This window comes from Vagococcus intermedius, assembly GCF_029144185.1.
In the GTDB taxonomy this organism is placed as follows: Bacteria; Bacillota; Bacilli; order Lactobacillales; family Vagococcaceae; genus Vagococcus_D; species Vagococcus_D intermedius.
In genome coordinates, this window is record NZ_CP110232.1 from 1,103,478 (window position 1) to 1,122,398 (window position 18,921).

16 protein-coding genes are annotated in these 18,921 nt (G+C 32.9%); 14 read left to right on the forward strand and 2 right to left on the reverse strand.

Translation table 11 applies throughout. The features are described 5' to 3' along the window. Window positions 1-91 precede the first annotated feature (91 nt). Entirely contained in the window at window positions 92-361 is a 270-nt protein-coding gene (locus OL234_RS05090; protein WP_275470075.1) for a hypothetical protein, read from the forward strand. Here the strand turns inward: OL234_RS05090 and OL234_RS05095 are convergent. Then, complete coding sequence (locus tag OL234_RS05095; RefSeq protein ID WP_275470076.1) at window positions 347-808, reverse strand: hypothetical protein; 462 nt, start codon at window positions 806-808, stop codon at window positions 347-349. The two genes, OL234_RS05090 and OL234_RS05095, sit on opposite strands and share 15 nt — an antisense overlap. Before the next feature lie 386 nt (window positions 809-1,194). On the opposite strand from OL234_RS05095, the gene asnB reads away from it, so the two are divergent. From asnB to OL234_RS05115, 4 genes are all read left to right on the forward strand, one after another. After that, window positions 1,195-3,060: an asparagine synthase (glutamine-hydrolyzing) gene (asnB, locus tag OL234_RS05100; protein ID WP_275470077.1), complete on the forward strand. Its 1,866-nt coding sequence runs from the start codon at window positions 1,195-1,197 to the stop codon at window positions 3,058-3,060. 180 nt (window positions 3,061-3,240) lie between these two features. After that, on the forward strand, window positions 3,241-4,755 hold the full coding sequence (locus tag OL234_RS05105) for a UDP-N-acetylmuramoyl-L-alanyl-D-glutamate--L-lysine ligase (protein ID WP_275470078.1): 1,515 nt from the start codon (window positions 3,241-3,243) through the stop codon (window positions 4,753-4,755). Between the two features lies 1 nt (window position 4,756). After that, window positions 4,757-6,001, forward strand: a complete 1,245-nt coding sequence (locus OL234_RS05110) for a carboxylate--amine ligase (protein ID WP_275470079.1) — start codon at window positions 4,757-4,759, stop codon at window positions 5,999-6,001. A 5-nt stretch (window positions 6,002-6,006) separates the two neighbouring features. Beyond that, window positions 6,007-6,723, forward strand: coding sequence for an amino acid racemase (locus OL234_RS05115; RefSeq protein ID WP_275470080.1), 717 nt, complete (start codon window positions 6,007-6,009; stop codon window positions 6,721-6,723). A 49-nt stretch (window positions 6,724-6,772) separates the two neighbouring features. Here the strand turns inward: OL234_RS05115 and trhA are convergent, their stop codons facing one another. Continuing rightward, the gene (gene trhA / locus OL234_RS05120) at window positions 6,773-7,417 is read right to left on the reverse strand and encodes a PAQR family membrane homeostasis protein TrhA (protein ID WP_275470113.1); all 645 of its coding nucleotides are present in this window, start codon (window positions 7,415-7,417) and stop codon (window positions 6,773-6,775) included. A 134-nt stretch (window positions 7,418-7,551) separates the two neighbouring features. Here trhA and OL234_RS05125 point away from each other — a divergent pair, with 134 nt between their 5' ends. From OL234_RS05125 to OL234_RS05165, 9 genes are all read left to right on the forward strand, one after another. Continuing rightward, window positions 7,552-8,391: a DegV family protein gene (locus OL234_RS05125; protein WP_275470081.1), complete on the forward strand. Its 840-nt coding sequence runs from the start codon at window positions 7,552-7,554 to the stop codon at window positions 8,389-8,391. 57 nt (window positions 8,392-8,448) lie between these two features. Beyond that, complete coding sequence (locus tag OL234_RS05130) at window positions 8,449-9,351, forward strand: GDSL-type esterase/lipase family protein (protein ID WP_275470082.1); 903 nt, start codon at window positions 8,449-8,451, stop codon at window positions 9,349-9,351. Between the two features lie 12 nt (window positions 9,352-9,363). Then, entirely contained in the window at window positions 9,364-10,044 is a 681-nt protein-coding gene (locus tag OL234_RS05135; RefSeq protein ID WP_275468175.1) for a YpmS family protein, read from the forward strand. Between the two features lie 4 nt (window positions 10,045-10,048). Further along, window positions 10,049-10,267 (forward strand): YozE family protein, encoded by a 219-nt coding sequence (locus tag OL234_RS05140; protein WP_275468176.1) that lies wholly within the window; start codon window positions 10,049-10,051, stop codon window positions 10,265-10,267. 555 nt (window positions 10,268-10,822) lie between these two features. Further along, window positions 10,823-12,658, forward strand: coding sequence for an acyltransferase family protein (locus tag OL234_RS05145; protein ID WP_275470114.1), 1,836 nt, complete (start codon window positions 10,823-10,825; stop codon window positions 12,656-12,658). A gap of 208 nt (window positions 12,659-12,866) precedes the next feature. Next, entirely contained in the window at window positions 12,867-13,907 is a 1,041-nt protein-coding gene (locus OL234_RS05150; RefSeq protein ID WP_275468177.1) for an AI-2E family transporter, read from the forward strand. A gap of 143 nt (window positions 13,908-14,050) precedes the next feature. After that, window positions 14,051-15,217, forward strand: a complete 1,167-nt coding sequence (locus OL234_RS05155; RefSeq protein ID WP_275468178.1) for an MFS transporter — start codon at window positions 14,051-14,053, stop codon at window positions 15,215-15,217. Between the two features lie 142 nt (window positions 15,218-15,359). Further along, window positions 15,360-17,078: an ABC transporter ATP-binding protein gene (locus OL234_RS05160; RefSeq protein ID WP_275468179.1), complete on the forward strand. Its 1,719-nt coding sequence runs from the start codon at window positions 15,360-15,362 to the stop codon at window positions 17,076-17,078. Then, a complete protein-coding gene (locus OL234_RS05165; protein WP_275468180.1) occupies window positions 17,079-18,857 on the forward strand; it encodes an ABC transporter ATP-binding protein in 1,779 nt (592 codons plus the stop codon). The last annotated feature ends 64 nt before the right edge of the window (window positions 18,858-18,921 follow it).

The following is an 18,921-nucleotide window of genomic DNA, read 5'->3' on the forward strand; positions in this document are numbered from 1 at the left end:
TTTTTATTTTATAAAGACCTATAAAAGGAACTTAGACTAAACTTATGCTAAAATAAAATTAAGAAGTCAAATGAAAAAAGGAGGAATCGTAATGGGTGGAAAATTTAAACTTTTGGAATATCATGAATCAAGTCACGAAGTAGATTATTATTTATTACCATTAGTATATTTGGCACAAGCTGCCACTCTAGACGATTGGGCTATCATTAGGCTAAACATTGAAACAGGAGAATCACACATTTTACGTTCGGCAGCGATTTGTCAACGGGTTGAGATAGAAAAAACTTTGATCAGAGTCAAAAAACATCTAAGTAGGAAATTTTACTATCAGGACATCCCCAAAGAATTAATTTTTGCTTAAAATAATGTCATGATCAAGGTTAGTTGTACGACAAAAGATTGCTGTATTCTCATAAATTAGTGACACCTTAGCTATGACTGGACTACTTAATTTATCAGTGGAAAATGTGCTGTTTTCAAAGGCTTCTTTTAGTTTGGGCTGTAGCCATGTAATCAGTTTGTTTTTTCGAAGATCACTTAAAAAGACCACTTCATCGGAAATAGTGACAGTGAATGTCTGGCTGGTTTGATCATATAAAATAGAAATAATTAAACCTTTTGACCCTTCAACGATGTGATGTAATACATCATTAAATTTTGTTTCATTATCAATATAGTCAATACCACTGGCTGGGTTTAGTTTGTAACTAAAACGTTCTAATGAGGATTTGATTTCTTGATGATAGTAAATCCCGCCTAAGCAGAGGGCGCTTAGAAAGATAATGCTTATTTTGGGTAAGGATTTCATTTTTAGTATAGTCCTTTCTATGTCTTACTAGCTTTAGAATAGACTGTATGATGTTTATCTCACAACTTATTTTTATCAAGTACGTTTATATATGCTGTTAAAAAAGCGTCTTATCAAGCTTTCTAACGTTTATCAATATCTTTACACTAATCGAATACTAGCTCAAAAAAAAGGATCTGGGTATTATAATCATTAAGACTAAAGTGAAAATAAGTCCCTTTAAGCTTTTGTAAGTTTTCATTAATAATAAAAATGAACAGGGTTGTAAGCGTTGAAGGGCTAAAAAAAGTGTGTTATACTCCATAAAGAGTTTATGATGTCACTAAAATGGTCATAAATATAAATCAAATAAATCAAATATTTTTTAATAGATAGGAAGATGTGTTATGTGCGGGATTGTTGGATTTGTTAGTACTAGAGAAAACAAAGACGAAATTATCGAAAATATGATGGAAACTATCATTCACCGTGGACCAAATAGTTCAGGGAAATTTACAGATGATAATGTAGCTTTAGGATTTCGTCGCTTAAGTATTGTTGATTTAGAGGGTGGATCACAGCCTATTTTTAACGAAGATGATACTAAAGTAGTTATTTTTAATGGTGAAATCTATAATTATGAAAAAATTCGTGATGATTTAAAAGCTAAGGGGCATATTTTTAAGACAAGTGCTGATACTGAGGTTATTTTACATGGTTATGAAGAATATGGTAAAGATATTGTAAAACAACTACGTGGAATGTTTTCATTTGCTATTTGGGATCGTGAGACAAATGAATTATTTGGAGCGCGCGACCATTTTGGGATCAAACCTTATTACTACGCTGAAATGAATGGCACTTTCATGTTTGGTTCAGAAATCAAGAGCTTTTTAGAACATCCAGACTTTGTTAAAGAATTGAATAAAAAAGCGCTAAAACCTTATATGACATTCCAATACTCGGCGTTAGAAGAAACATTTTTCAAAAATGTTTATCGTATTCCTGAGGGACACTATTATACATACTCCAATGGAGAACTAAAAATTGAACGTTACTGGGATGCTGAATTTTCAGAAAAAGACATGTCATTAGAAGAAGCTGTTGACATGATTGATGCTGCAGTTGATGAGTCTGTTAAGGCCCATACTACAGGTGAAGTAAATATTGGTGCATTCTTATCGAGTGGGGTAGACTCAAGTTACGTGGCCTCTGTTTTACGTCCAGATAATACATTTTCAATTGGCTTTGGTGACAAATCATATAATGAATCACATGAAGCAAAACGTTTAACTGACAAACTTGGCTTAAATAATACTTCTAAAGTAGTGACAGGCGAAGAAGCTTTTGAATACTTCCCTTTGATTCAATATCATTTAGATGAACCAGATTCAAACCCTTCTTGTGTTCCTTTATATTTCTTATCAGAAATGGCTGCTAAAGATGCAACAATCGTTTTATCAGGTGAAGGTGCGGATGAATTATTTGCTGGTTATCAAAATTATGGTTTTAATACACGTTCAAAACCGGTACGTGTCTTTACAGAATCATTAAAAAAATTACCTAAAAAAGCACGTTATTCAATTGCTAGAACTATCAAAAAAGCACCAAACTTTAAAGGTAGTATGCATATGTATACGTCACTAGCACCAGCAGAAGACTTCTTCATCGGACAAGCTGAAGTTTTTAAAGAAGATGAGGCAGATACCTTTTTACAACCGGAATTCCAAAAAAGTGAAACAATTAAAGAAATTGTTAACCGCCAGTATAAAAAAGTGAAAGATTTATCAGAAGTGAAAAAAATGCAATACTTAGACTTACATCAATGGATGCCTAAAGACATTTTATTAAAAGCAGATAAGTTAAGTATGGCTAATTCAATTGAATTACGTGTGCCATTACTTGATGTCCGTTTGATGGAAGTAGCGCAACAAATACCAACAAAACACTTACTAAATGCTGAAAATACGAAATATGCTTTCCGTAAAGCTGCTAATCGTCATTTACCTGATGAATGGGCTGATCGTGAAAAATTAGGTTTCCCAGTCCCAATTAAAGATTGGTTACGTACGGAGAAATTCTACTTACAAGTTAGAGAAATGTTTAATGAAGAGTTTGTTGGTGAATTCTTCGAACAAGATAAAATTATTGCGTTATTAGATGACAATTTTAAAGAAAAAAATGATGAACGTCGTAAAATTTGGACAATCTATACTTTCTTAACGTGGTATAAAATTTTCTTTATTGACGGCACGAAACCAGTTGTCGCTTAAATCATCTAAAAAATTTTTTAAAGACCAAGTGTGAATAAACTCTTGGTCTTTTTTATATAACTTAAGAAAAGAAATAACATATAATTAAACGCTTTTACAGGGAAAAATCGACTTGCGACTGTTCACAACCCCTGTTATGGTGTGCTATAATCAATAAAGTAGAGGAGCAGTGATAGATAAATGATATCGTTAAATAAAATAACTGAAATATTAATTGAACATAAATTATTAAAAGAAATCGTCATTTCAGATGAATGGTATTACAATTTACCTGAGAATGTTAAAACAAAATCTGTGGCTCATATCACATATGACTCACGTCAGATTGAAAAAGGATCTTTATTTTTTTGTAAAGGACTTGCATTTAAAGGGCTTTATTTAGAGCAAGCTATCGAAAAAGGAGCAGACTTTTATATTTCTGAAAAATTTTATGATATCTCGACAGAAGCTGTTGGGATTATTGTAACAGATGTGAAACGAGCTATGGCTGTTGTTAGTATGGCGTTTTATGGTTATCCACAACATGATCTCAAGATTATCGCCTATACAGGAACAAAAGGGAAAACGACAGCAGCATATTTTTGTAAATATATTTTAGATGAAGCCACTGATAATAAAACAGCGTTATTATCAACGATGGAAACTGTGCTAGATGGTAAAACACCTATCAAATCCTTGTTGACGACCCCTGAATCTGTTGATTTATATCGCATGATGCGTCAAGCTGTGTCAAATGGCATGTCACACTTAGTGATGGAAGTTTCATCACAAGCTTATAAAACAGAACGTGTTTATAATTTGAAATTTGATGTTGGGATCTTTTTAAATATTTCAGAAGATCATATTGGGGCAATTGAGCATCCAGATTTTGATGATTATTTCTATTGTAAACGTGAGTTATTAAAAAATTCAAAACAAATTATTTTAAATGAAAATTCAGATTTTTATAACATCCTTAAAGAAACTAGTAAAAGTTTTACTGATAAAGTTATTTCCTATAGTGATGAATCTAAAGAGGCAGATTATCAGTTTATCTCAGGTGAAAAAGGAGCGTTTTTAGTTCGTTCACTAAATGATGAGTTAGCGTTAAACGGTGATTATCAAATCAATTTAATGGGGGATTTCAACCAAGGAAATGCTTTAAGCGCCATGATTGCTACAGCATTAACCGGTGCCGATAAAAATGATATGTCTAAAGGCTTAGCGATTGCTAAAGTACCTGGTCGCATGGAAAAAACAGTTTCTAATAAAGGCGTTCATGTCTATATTGATTATGCACATAATTACTTAAGTTTGCATACGTTATTATCATTCGTGAGAAAAGAACATGCATCTAGTAAGTTGTATGTTGTCATTGGTAGTACTGGTGGTAAAGGAGTTTCAAGACGCCATGATTTCGGAAAAGTCTTATCTGAGTTAGCGGACGTTGCTATTTTAACAACCGATGATCCTGGTAATGAGAGACCTGAAGATATTATTGCTGAAATTAAAGCTCATTTATCTACAAAAGTAGAAGATATTATCATTATTGATCGTAAAGAAGCAATTACTAAGGCAATGGAACTTGCCAATGAAGATGATGTTGTTGTTTTAGCAGGTAAAGGTTCGGATTTATATCAAATTATTGATGGCAATCGTTTACCCTATGCTGGAGACTTCAAAATTGTTGAACAGTTAATAGAGAGTGGGTATTAAAATGACACAAACAATAGAACAACACTTCCAACCTGTATTATTAGGGAGCGATATCAATGTTTATGGTATGGCTCGTTCATTCTATGAGGAATTCGGAATTGTTTCAGAGGCGTATTCTTCAGCAGCGTTAGCGCCAACTAAATATAGTAAATTAGTAAACGTCAACGTTTTTCCGGGATTTCACGATGATCCAACATTTATCGAAACAATGCGTACTGTTGTAAAAAATCGGACGAATGCTGATATCAAATACGTCTTAATTCCTTGTGGGGATGGCTATGCTGAATTAGTTTCTAAACATCGTGAAGAGCTAAGTAAAGACTTTATTTGTACAGCAATTGATCATGATTTATTTGAAACGCTTGCTAATAAAGTTAGTTTTTACGAAACATGTGAAAAATATGACTTACCTTATCCAAACACATTGATCATCAAAAAAGACATGGTCAAAGAGGGGGAATCTATCAAAGTTCCTTTTGATTTTCCTGTAGCTCTTAAACCAGCGGATAGTGTGATGTATCTAGATGCAGATTTTGAAGGACGTAAAAAAGCTTTTACTATTAAAAATCAAGCAGAATTAGACCTGATCTTAGGTCGCGTTTACAAAGCAGGCTATACAGCTGAGATGATTTGTCAAGATTTTATTCCTGGTGATGATTCGGGCATGCGCGTTTTAAATGCTTATGTTGATAAAGATAGCAATGTTAGAATGATGTGTTTAGGACATCCCTTATTAGAAGATCCAACTCCTGATGCTATTGGGAACTATGTGGTTATTGCACCAGACTTTAACGAAGATATTTACAAACGGATCAAATCTTTCTTGGAACGGATCAATTATACAGGATTCGCAAACTTTGATATGAAGTATGATCCACGTGATGGTGAATATAAATTGTTCGAAATGAATTTACGTCAGGGACGTAGTAGTTTTTATGTTACGTTAAATGGTTATAATTTATCTCGTTATATTATTGAAGATCGTATTATGAATAAACCTTTTACTGAAACAATTTATGGTAATGGGGATATGCTATGGATGGGTGTTCCTAAAAAAATTGTTAAGACTTATGTTAAAGAAGGTCAGGATAAACAAGATGCTTTAGACATGATTGCAAATGGCAAATGGGGAACAACTGTTTTTTATAAAGAAGATTCAGCCTTAAAGCGCTACGCACTTATGAAATATAGTTTCTATCTTTACCATAAACGTTACAAAGAATATTTCAAAGAAAACAAGGGGTAGATAGCATGAAAAATTTCTTTACAATTTTAGGTGGCATGGGAACTCTTGCTACTGAAAGCTTCGTTCGTGTACTAAATAGCCGTACAGTGGCACACACTGACCAAGAGTATTTAAATTATATGCTAGTTAATCACGCCACTGTTCCTGATAGAACGGCTTATATTCTTGATAATACTAAAGATAGTCCCGTTACGGCTTTAGTAGAAGATATTAAACAGCAAAATTTATTAAATCCTCTGTTCTTTGTACTAACTTGTAATACTGCTCATACTTTTTATGATGAGTTACAAGCAGCGACTACAGCACCAATCTTACACATGCCAAGAATCGCTGCTGAAAAAGTAGTGGAAATCTATCAAAAAGAAGATGGGTCTAAAATCAAAGTCGCGTTACTTGCGACTCAAGGCACTGTCAACTCAGGAATTTATGGTAAAGAATTTGAGGCAGATCATTTTGAGCTAGTCTATCCAGACGTTGAAATACAAGGAATGGTCATGGACTTAATTTATCGTGATGTTAAAGAGCACCAATTTTTAAATAAAGAACTTTATGAAGAGATTTTACAAAAAATGATTTATGAAGTAGGGTGTGATGTCGCAGTACTAGGTTGCACAGAATTATCACTGATGTACGAAATAACTAAGAACTTAGATTATCCGATTGTAGATGCGCAATCAGAAGTTATCGATAAAACCTTAGAGTTAGCCTTAGCCAACAGATAAAAAATAAGCATGTCCTAAGCTTAGGACATGCTTATTTTTTATCTGTTGGCTAAGTTTCTAGAAAAACTGAAAAATACATAAAACCGGCACCTAATAGGACAAATAAATGCCAAACAACATGCATAAATTTAACAGATTTCATTTGATAAAAGAGAGCACCTACCGTATAAGCGATTCCCCCTAAGACTAATAATAAAGTACCAGTTAATCCCAATCCTTGATAGAGAGGTTTGACAGCGACTAAACACAGCCATCCCATCAAAATATAAATAAAAACGGCAGAATTTCCTTTTTTAGCTAAAAATAACGATTTGTAAAGAATACCTAGACCAGCCATTACCCAAATAATGACAAATAGTGCCCAACCTAGTTTGCCTTTAATCGTTAATAAACAGTAAGGCGTATACGTTCCTGCTATAAGCAAATAAATTGAACTATGATCCATTAGCTGTAAAAATTTTTTAGCTTTTGTAAAAATCAAACTATGAAATAAGGTAGAAGCTAAAAAAAGTAAAATTAAACTGATGCCATAAATAGAGTAGGCGACAATATGTTCAACAGAATTGATGTGGATGCCTTTAATAATTAAAAAGACCATCCCGATAATACTTAAAATGACACCGATACCATGAGTAACAGCATTCAAAATCTCATTAATTATTAAATATTTCTTAGAAAAAACTAGTGATACCATCATTTCTCTCCTTTTTTCTGGACGTAATGAGTGAAAAACGCCTTTATTTCTGTTATACTAACTATATCAGATATCGCTAATGGTATCTATCAAGAAACGAATATTTCTTTGTTTAAAGGATGGAGTATAAAATTATGTCTAAAGTAAAAATTGTAACGGATTCATCATGTAATATGGAACCTGGCTTAGCTGAAAAATTGAATATTGAAGTTATCTCACTATCAGTTATGATAGACGATGTAATTTATAAAGATACAGATATTTCAGGTAGTCAATTTATGACGATGATGGAGAACGCTGCTGCTTTACCAAAAACCAGCCAACCGCCAATTGGAGAATTCGTTCAGTTGTATGATGAGTTAGGGGCGGATGGAAGTTCGATTATCTCTATCCATATGACTGATTTAATTAGTGGCACTGTAAATACTGCAGCACAAGCTGCTCAGCTATCAACAAGTGATGTGACAGTAATCAACAGTACATTTACAGACCAAGGATTGTCTTTCCAAGTAATTGAAGCTGCAAAAATGGCACTTGATGGATTATCAAAGGAAACCATTATCGAAAAAGTACAAGAAATCAAAAAAAATAGTTTACTCTATATAGGTGTGGCATCATTAGATAACATGGTCAAAGGTGGCCGATTGAGCCGTGCGACAGGAGTTTTAACCAACTTGTTCAATATTCGGGTAGTTATGCAATTATTGGACTCTGAATTGGTTACCTTATCAAAAGGTCGAGGAGCAAAAGCTTTTAGCAAGTGGTTTGAAGAATTAAAAGCCGATTTAGCAAAAATGAACAATGTGAAGCAGGTGGCAATCACTCATGCTGCTGATATTGATTTAGCAAATAAGTTTAAAAAAGACTTGCAAGCAATGTATCCTGATATGCACATCCCTATTTTAGATGCTTCATCCATCATTGCAACTCATACAGGAAAAGGTGCCTTTGCTATTATGCTATATACTGAATAAAAAACAGATCACTTGTGATCTGTTTTTTTAACTAATAATAATTGGAGGGATCGTGAGTTGATTAAAATAAAAAAAATAAGTGGTATGTTTTTATTAGTTAGTGTGCCAGCGATTATTATATGGTCACTTGCTACTCTTATCATCCCAAAGCCAGATGTAAAGTTAGAGGTGAATCACCATGAACCTCAAAGGTTACAAAAAGAAACAGTTACGATTGTTTCTCTTGGAGATTCTTTAACAGAAGGAATTGGCGATAGCACAGAAAGTGGTGGCTACGTCCCCTTACTTAAGCAAAATATTAGTAGCGAAACTGAAGTTGGAACTATTATCACCCATAACTTTGGTCAGGCAGGTGACCGGAGCGATCAGATACTAACTAGATTAAAAAAAGATGATAAGCAACAGGAAGAAATCACCAAAGCAGACGTGATAACATTATCAGTAGGTGGAAATGATTTACTAAAAGTTATAAAGAAAAATTTCTTTAAACAGCTTGATTTGACTTCTTTTGAAAAGCCACGAGACTCTTATAAAGATAATTTAAAAGAATTGCTAAAAGAATTAAGAAAACTGAATCCAAATGCCCCAATCTATCAACTTGGAATATACAATCCTTTTTATTTGAATTTACAAGAAGTTACTTTATTGCAAGAAGTCGTTGATTATTGGAATAAAGGAACAAATGAGGTTTTTTTAACACAAACATCAAGTTATTTTATACCCATTAATGATGTATTATATAAGGGAATAGATGGTCAAATAGGAATTGGAGAGACTAGTCAAGGGAAGCGTATCAATCATCTTTTAACAGAGTCTATTACAGACTCACAAGGAAAAAGTCTTAACAATTTGATGTCGGACATAGATAATTTCCATCCAAATAATTTAGGTTATCAATTAATTGCTAATGAAATAACAAAAGAAATGATGCGTACAAAATCTGAATGGCTGTTGAAATAGGAGGGGGAACAAATGAGAAAGAGCACTGATACATTGGATGATGAAGTTAATAAAAGTAAGGCACTTGAAACGAAACTGACGGAGAGCAAAATAAATAGAAATTACTGGAAAATTAGCTTCTTACTATTAATAGGTATAATACTTGGTTTTAGTTTGTTTATTGGAATTCGAGTATCGGAACCCCAGAAAGTTAATTTACCAAAAGTTAACGAAACAACTACAACTGAGCCAACTTTTCAAATACAACTTAATAAAACGCAAGTCAATGATATTATAAGTTATTATTTGAATGATTTTTTAAAAGATTCTGGTATTAAATATCAATTTTATTTAGAAAAAAATGCTCTTTTAAACGGGACATTTAAAGTTCTCGGTCATGACATGCAGTTTTATCTATATTTTGATCCCTTCGTCATGGAAAATGGCGATATTCAATTGAAAGCAACAAGTTTATCAATCGGTAGTTTACCTTTACCGATTACTCAAGTGATGAAATATGTTGCAAGTGATTACGAGATTCCTAAGTGGGTAGACGTACAGCCTTCTTCTAAAACAATTATTTTACATTTGAGTCAGTTTGAATTACAAAATGGTATGAAATTAGCTGCTGATAAAATGAATATAGTAGATGATGATATTCGTTTTAATATATTTTTACCCTTAGACAAACAAAATCGTGAGAAGGGAGAGTAAAAATATGACACGAAGTTTTTACCATTATATGCTAACTTTAAGAGACCCTAATAAAAAAGACGGAGTAACACTATTAGCTAATAATATAGGAGAGGATATTAATTTTCCTAAACAGTCTATAACTTATGACGAAATTAGTAATTATTTAGAAACTGATACTAGCTATTTGGACAATATGGATATTTTTGATAATGCCTGGTCACTATATTTAGATAATAATTGAAAAGGGTCGGCTCTTGCTAGCCCTTTTTTATTTTACAAGAAAATGATTACATTCCATATAGAAAAAATAAGTTTTTTACCTTTTGAAATCAAAAAGAAACATTGTAATGATAATGAAATATTTAAAGTTCATTAATTAACCAATAAGAAAATAAACGATAGCTGAGTTATAATTAATTATCTCATTAGGCTAAAAGATCTAGAAAGAGTAAGGACTATCGTCTTATGAGAGAAACAGTTAGTCATGTTAAATGTCTAACTATATTTAAATGAACAGTATCGTCAAATTGAAAATAGTTAAATACTAGCTTGAATATGACTATTTTATGAAAAAAAACATAGTTTTAAGTAATTTTTAACAATCTAATCATTTATTTGTTACACAAATGTAAAATTAGTGATATAATGTAATATGTACTGCGTATCTCTGTCTACTAGAGGTAATTCGCTGAGTATTTTGAAACCTTTATCAAAAGTAACAGTTTAAACCAATGATGGTTGTAAGCTTATGTTACATATAATTGAATAGTTAAAAAAGGGGGGGCTGCAGGTGAATATGAATAAACAACGTCATTATTTACCTAGTATCGATGGTTTAAGAGCCTTAGCGATCATTTTTGTATTGCTTTATCACTTTCAAATTCCATTTTTTTCAGGCGGATTTATTGGGGTAGATATTTTCTTTGTATTATCAGGATATCTAATTACCAGTAAACTGTTGATAGAATGGCAGAAAAATAAACATATAAATTTGAAAAAATTTTGGTTAAAACGAATTAGGCGACTCATGCCTGCCGTTATTTTTTTGATTGTCTCTGTCTTAATTATTTGTTTAATAGGATTTCCAGCTGTTTTTCATAAAAGTTGGAAAGATGGAGTTGCTTCTTTTTTTTATGTCAGCAACTGGTGGTATATTTTTGAAAAAATACCTTATTTTGACTCATTTGGCATCCCAAGTCCTTTTAAGCATCTCTGGTCGTTGGCTATCGAAGAACAATTTTATGTTTTCTGGCCTTTAATTTTTGTTATATTAATAAAGTGGTTAAAGAAAAGACAACATGTCTTAAAATATTTAGTCATAGTCGGCTGGATCTCAGCAATATTAATGGCACTATTATATAGTCCAAGTCATTTAGACAGGGTTTACTATGGAACAGATACGCGTTTATTTACACTAGCGGTAGGTTGTAGTCTAGCTTTCTTGTGGCCATATACTATCTTGGAAGATAATATAAGCCGAGAAGAGCAAATTATAATTGATTTTATTGGTCTAATTTCATTAATAATTTTAATTTTAATGGCGATTTCGTTATCAGAGACGACTACATTTTTATATTATGGTGGATTTTTAATGATTGCATTATTAGCCGCGTTATTACTAGCGGTACTGGTCCATCCCGGAAGCCGTATGGCTGTTTTATTTTCCAATAAGTATGCTGTCTGGATTGGTAAACGTTCTTATAGTATGTATCTTTGGCACTATCCAATCATTGCTTTAACTACACCTGTAAAAGGGATGGGACGGTTACACCTTAGTTTAATAATTTTACAATTGATTTTAATAATTTTTATTTCACACTGGTCATATACCTATTTAGAAGAACCAATTAGAAAATATGGCTTCACTCCTTACTTGAAAAAAATAACAAATACTAAAGTTATAAAAGCTCATACTAAAAATATTGCTATTTCAATCGTACTGCTTCTTTTATTATCTTCAGCACTATGGGTCAATAGCGATTACATTAATAATGGTAAGTTTTTTTTCCAAGAAGTTAAACATGATAAAATAAAAGTTGAAAAAGTAAAAAAAGACATTCCTAAAAAAGATATCTCACGCGTTTTAGCTATTGGAGATTCGGTACTTTTAGGTGCTCAAAATCAATTAGCTGAAGCGATACCAGGTATTGTAATTGATGCAGAAGTAGGTCGTCAACTTTATCAAGCTCATGATTTAGTAGAGAAGAAATATAAAAAATATAACAATGAAGATGCTGTGATTATATTAGAACTAGGATCTAACAGCCCCTTCAAAGTGGAACAATTGACAGATTTTTTAGCACTATTCAATCGTGCCAATATTTTAATCGTTAATACTCGTGTTCCAAAACCTTGGGAAGCGGAAGTGAACCAAATGTTAGCAGAGGTTTCCGAGACTCACAAAAATATCAAATTAGCTGACTGGCATAGCGAGGCTATTCAAGCGCCATATTTATTAGTATCAGATGGTGTCCATTTATCACTGGATGGCATTGTGAGCTACACAAATTTAATTATGAATAATCTATCAACATATAATCTAAAACCTGTAGCAGCTCATAAAACCGTTAAATCAGCTTATCCTCCTAAAGAGGAAGTAACAGATAACCAAACAGATAACCAATCTGAATAAAAACAACTACCTTTAGGTAGTTGTTTTTATTTGCTCGTGTGTAAAAAATAGTAACTGATAGAAAATAAACACTATTTGTTATATGTGTCGTTTATACATGTTTTTTCAACAAAAATAAAAAATAGATAAGATAAAGTCTCTGATTTAACTTGTTAAATGTGGAGATTATGAGATAATAAAGTCATTAAAATATGATGGAGGCTTGATAATGGCATTGTGGGAGAAATTTAAGCAAAATGACGGACTACGACGAACGGTTGTTTTATTAGTCATTTGTGCAATTTTATTTTTTATTAGAGATATTATTAGCTTGATTTTATTAACGTTTATTCTAACTTATTTAATAACACGTTTGGTCAATGGTGTGTATCGAAGAATACCCTTACCTAAAAAAATAATCGCTCTTTTAATTTACGGGTTTATTATAGTTTTCCTTTATTTTGCGCTAACTATTTATACACCTAAGCTAATCACCCAAACTATTTCAATGGTTGAATCAGTTATTTCGTTCTACCAAGAACCTAATTCAGATAATTCCTTGTTAGAATGGATCAGTCAAAATATAAGTTTTACAGAAATCAAAGAACAATTAACCTCAGGAGTAAAGGTTATCTTCAATTATGTCTCTAGTATCGGCTCTATGGGAATGACCTTTGTCATGTCTTTTGTGCTAAGTTTCTTTTTCTGCATTGAAGAAACATGGGTAAAAAGTTTTAGCAGCCTTTTTTTAACAAGTAAAATTAGTTGGTTTAGTCAAGATGTTGCCTACTTAGGTAAAAAATTTGTTAATACTTTCGGAGTGGTCTTAGAAGCTCAATTCCTAATCGCTTTAGTTAATACTGGTTTAACTGTTTTAGGATTATATATCATGAGTTTCCCTCAATTACTTAGCTTAGCTCTAATGATTTTTATCTTTAGCTTAGTTCCAGTTGCTGGGGTGATCTTATCTTGCGTCCCGTTGTCTTTAATTGGCTATACGGTGGGCGGAGTTAAAGATGTTTTTTACGTACTTATCATGATTGCTGTTATCCATATGTTCGAATCTTATTTCTTAAACCCTAAACTAATGAGCAGTAAAACGGATTTGCCAGTTTTTTATATTTTTATTATTTTGATGTTTTCAGAACACTTCTTTGGTGTTTGGGGGCTAGTAGTTGGTATTCCAGTTTTTGTATTCTTATTAGATTTACTAGAAGTTAAATCATTAGATAAGAAACTCAGATTACCCACATTAGGGATAAAAAAATAAATAGTTAAAAAAGCAAACTGAGGTTTGCTTTTTTTTATTAATTTTAAAAGTAGCCAAGCTTATCAGGTTATTTTTTGTTAAGATAGATATGTATTATTATTTATTTAGAAATGGGTGGTATTTTGAAAAAGAACAAAGTAACAATGTCTAAAAAATTAACATTTATAATGGCATTAGTATGTGGTATTTCGATAGCTAGTCTTTACTACGTTCAGCCTTTAGAAGGGATGATTGCTAGTGAGTTAGGAATTCAAGTAGGACAAATGGGGTTAGCACCTACCTTAAGTCAAGTAGGGTATGCTTTAGGTTTATTATTTATTGTCCCTTTAGGAGATATATTTGAACGTAAAAAATTAATTATTTTTATGTTAAGCCTAGTAAGTATTGTGCTATTGCTGACTGGTCTAGTCAGTCAATACCCACTGTTAATGATTTTAATGCTTGCCATTGGATTGACTTCAATAGTTCCCCAACTTATTATCCCTTTTGCCGGACAGCTCGCCAACCCTTCAGAACGCGGTTCTGTTCTCGGCATTGTAACAGGCGGCTTACTAATTGGTATTTTATTATCACGAACTTTTAGTGGGTTTATCGGAGCTTATTATGGTTGGCGAGCAGTTTATTTTTCAGGTGTGGGACTAGCAATCTTTTTGATAATCTTAGTTAGTGCAGTTTTCCCCAAAAATAAACCACTGTCAAATTTATCATATAAAGAACTGATGTTATCATTACCAAAATTATTTATGAGCCAAGCGGTTGTAAGAGAAAGTGCCTATAATGGTTTCTTCATTTTTGGCGCTTTCAATATTTTTTGGTCAACCTTGGTCTTTTTAATGGAGAGTCCGACCTATCAGATGGGGTCTAAAGAAGTTGGATATATCGGTTTGGTGGGGGTGATTGGTGCTTTAGCCTCAGTCTTTATGGGAAAAGTATCTGATCGAAAAGGAGCTAGAGTTGGGGTTGGTTTAGGAACGTTAATCGAAACAGTATCTTTCGTTGTATTATGGTTACTAGGCCACCATTTACTAGGCTTAATTGTCGGAGTTATTTTACTTGATTTAGGTACTCAAAGTGCCCAGGTATCCAATCAATCAAGAATCCAATCTTTAGGTGATGAAAATAGAAGTAGAAACAATACAATTTTTATGTTTTCATATTTTATCGGAGGTGCAAGTGGTTCTTTACTCGGCTCATTAGCTTGGCAAATGGCTGGCTGGTCAGGAGTATGTGCATTAGGTATGATTTATGGGAGTCTAGGTTTAGTAGGTCACTATTTTATATTTAAAAAAAGAAAAGAAGAATCTTTTTAAGGTTCTTTTTTTATTTTTGATAATTCACAAAAAAATCATGAAATATTGAGGAATATGATAGTGAAACACTTGAAAAAGCCCGTTATTTTAAGTATGATAAACTTCTGTACCAAAATAGAAACAGATAGAAAGAAGGGTTGATATGTCTTTACTAATAAATAAAATAAAAGAGCAAAAAAGCTCACTTTTGGGTTCGTTATTAATGACATTTTTCATTGTAATGTCGCAGCTATGGCAGCCAAAATTATTACAAAAAGTGTTAACAGAAGTGATGAAAGATGACAAAGATAAGGTTATACAAGTTGGCATTACTTTACTTGTTGTGGCTGGAATAGGTTTATTAGCAGGAGTCGTAAATACAGTTATATCGGCACGAATAGCTCGTGAAGTATCTGCTGGATTACGTGAAGATACATTTAAAAAAATTCAAACATTTTCATTTAGTAATATTGAACAATTTTCAGCTGGAAACTTAGTTGTCCGCTTAACCAATGATGTTACACAAGTTCAAAATTTAGTTATGATGATTATGCAATCATTAATTAGAATTCCAATATTGTTTATTGGAAGCTTTATTTTAGCAATGTTTACTATTCCGCAACTATGGTGGGTTATTATTGTCTTAGTAGTCTTAGTTTTTGTAGTAGTTATGGGATTATTTGGATTAATGGGGAAACATTTCAGTATGATTCAAAAGAGTCTAGATAAAGTAAATGGGATTGCTAAAGAAAATTTAGCAGGAATGAGAGTTGTTAAATCATTTGTTCAAGCCGACAATGAAACGAAACGGTTTGAAGAAGTCAGTGATAAGTTGACACAGCATACCATTGCTGTTGGACGTTTATTTTCAATTATGATCCCAACCTTTACGTTAATTTCAAGTATTGCTATTATTGGGACCATTTTTCTTTCAGCAGATTTAGCTGCTAAAGATATCGAAGTAGTCGGAGCGGTTGCCTCATTCATGAACTACTTGATGCAAATTATGATGTCTATTATTATCGGAGGAATGATGATGATGATGGCTTCACGTGCGTTTGTCTCTTTATCCCGTTTAAAGGAAATTATGGATACAGAACCTGATGTAACTTATAATGAAGAGTCAACTGAAATCATCGAATCAGGAGACGTTGAATTCGCTAATGTTAGTTTCGAATACGCCGGAGATGAGCGCCCATCACTAGAACATATTAGCTTTTCAGCCAAACACGGTTCTGTCGTGGGCGTTGTTGGGGCGACAGGTTCGGGTAAATCAACTCTCGCTCAAATGATTGCTAGAATGTACGATCCAACAGAAGGAGACATTACTATTGGTGGTGTCAACTTAAAAGATGCCAATAAAATTGATCTACGAGATTCAGTCGCATTGGTGTTACAAAAAGCTATTTTATTCTCTGGGACAATAGCAGAAAATCTGCGTCATGGTAAAAAAGATGCATCAACAACAGAATTAGAAGAAGCCTCAAAAATCGCGCAAGCGAAAGAGTTTATCGATCGACAAGCAGAAGGCTACACTAGCCCAGTTGAAGAACGAGGTGCCAACTTCTCAGGCGGACAAAAACAGCGTCTATCTATTTCTCGAGGAGTTATTGGTGAACCGAAAGTACTCGTTTTAGATGATAGTACAAGTGCCTTAGATGCTCGTTCTGAAAAATTAGTACGCGAAGCGTTAGCACAACAACTTACAAATACAACAACTTTTATTATCGCTCAAAAAATATCATCAGTTGTTCACGCCGATAATATTTTAGTGTTAGATGATGGTAAATTAGTTGCAACAGGAACACATTCAGAACTATTGATAACAAGTCCTGTTTATCGTGAAATTTACGATACTCAAAAAGGGAAAGAGGTGGTGTAGATGAAAAAACAAACGAGTATTGCTCGCTTCTTTTGGACTTATCTAAAAGCATATAAAACACAACTGATTATTATCATTGTCGCAATCATTGCTTCAACTTACCTCCAAGTGAAGACACCACAATATATCGGTAAATCAATGGAAGAGCTCGCTACATTTGCTGGGACCTCTTTGATGTTAGGTGCTGATAAAGCTGATAAAGCACCTCTTATTGAAGTGGTAAAGTTACTTTTAATGCTATATTCAATGAATTGGATCGCCATGTTTATCCAAAATATTTTAATGGCTGGTGTAACAGGAAAGTCAACCAATAAGATGAGAATTTCATTATTTAAAAAAATTGAACGAATGACAATTAAATTCTTTGATAGCCATCAGGATGGTGAAATTTTAAGTCGTTTTACCAGTGATTTAGATAATATTTCTAATACGATGAACCAAGCATTGATTCAAGTTTTAACTAATATTTCCATGATGATTGGTGTATTAATCATGATGTTCCGTGAAAATGCGCAAATGTCATGGGCTACCTTAGCTCTATCACCATTTGCGATCTTAGTAGCTATTTTGATTATTCGTCAAGCACGTAAACATGTCAATGTTCAACAAGATAGTATTGGTGAGTTAAATGCCTATGTTGACGAACGTATCTCTGGTCAAAAAGTGATTATTACCAATGGGTTAGAGGAAGAAACAATTGCTGGTTTTGATAGTTTAAATCAACAAGTTAAGAAAGCAACGTTTAAAGGTCAGGTTTATTCAGGGCTACTCTTTCCAACCATGCAGGGACTAGCCCTATTTAATACGGCTATTGTGATTTTCTTTGGTAGCTGGTTAGTTTTAGATGGAAGCATGGATCGGGCAGCTGGTTTAGGGTTGATCGTTATGTTTGTACAGTATTCGCAGCAGTTTTATATGCCATTAACTCAGATTTCATCACAATTTAGTATGTTACAGTTGGCTTTTACTGGAGCGCGACGCTTAAATGAAATTTTTGCTGAAGAGGATGAAGTTGAGCGAGATAATGTTGTTGAAATTGAGGGATTAAAAGAGGGAATTGAGTTAGCAGATGTTGATTTTTCTTACGTTGCTGGCAAACCTATTTTAAAAAATATTAATATTAAAGCAGAAAAAGGGCAGATGGTTGCTTTAGTTGGTCCAACTGGTTCAGGAAAAACAACTATTATGAATCTCTTGAATCGTTTCTATAATGTAGATGGTGGTATGATTAAAATTGATGGTACTGATATTCGTGATATTAGTTTACCAAGTCTACGCTCACATATTGGGATTGTTTTACAAGAATCTGTTCTTTTCGGTGGTACAATTGCCGAAAATATTACGTTTGGTAAACGTGATGCCTCAGAAGAAGAAATGATTTCTGCTGCAAAACAGGCTAATATTCATGACTTCATCATGAGTTTAGAAGATGGATATGAGACTATCGTTAGTGATGAAAACAATATTTTTAGTGTGGGGCAAAAACAATTAATAAGTATTGCTCGGACGATTATTACAAATCCAGATTTGCTCATTTTAGATGAGGCTACTAGTAACGTTGATACAGTGACAGAAAGTCGAATTCAAAAAGCGATGGAAAATATTATTGCGGGTAGAACAAGTTTTGTGATCGCACATCGTTTAAAAACAATCTTAAATGCGGACTATATTGTCGTTTTACATCAAGGTGAAGTAATTGAAGAGGGAACTCATGAAGAATTATTAGAAAGAGAAGGTTTCTATGCGGAACTTTATCATAATCAATTTGTATTTGAATAAAAAAAACCCATTGGTAATCATACCAATGGTTTTTTTTACGATTTATAACCGTATAATTATATTA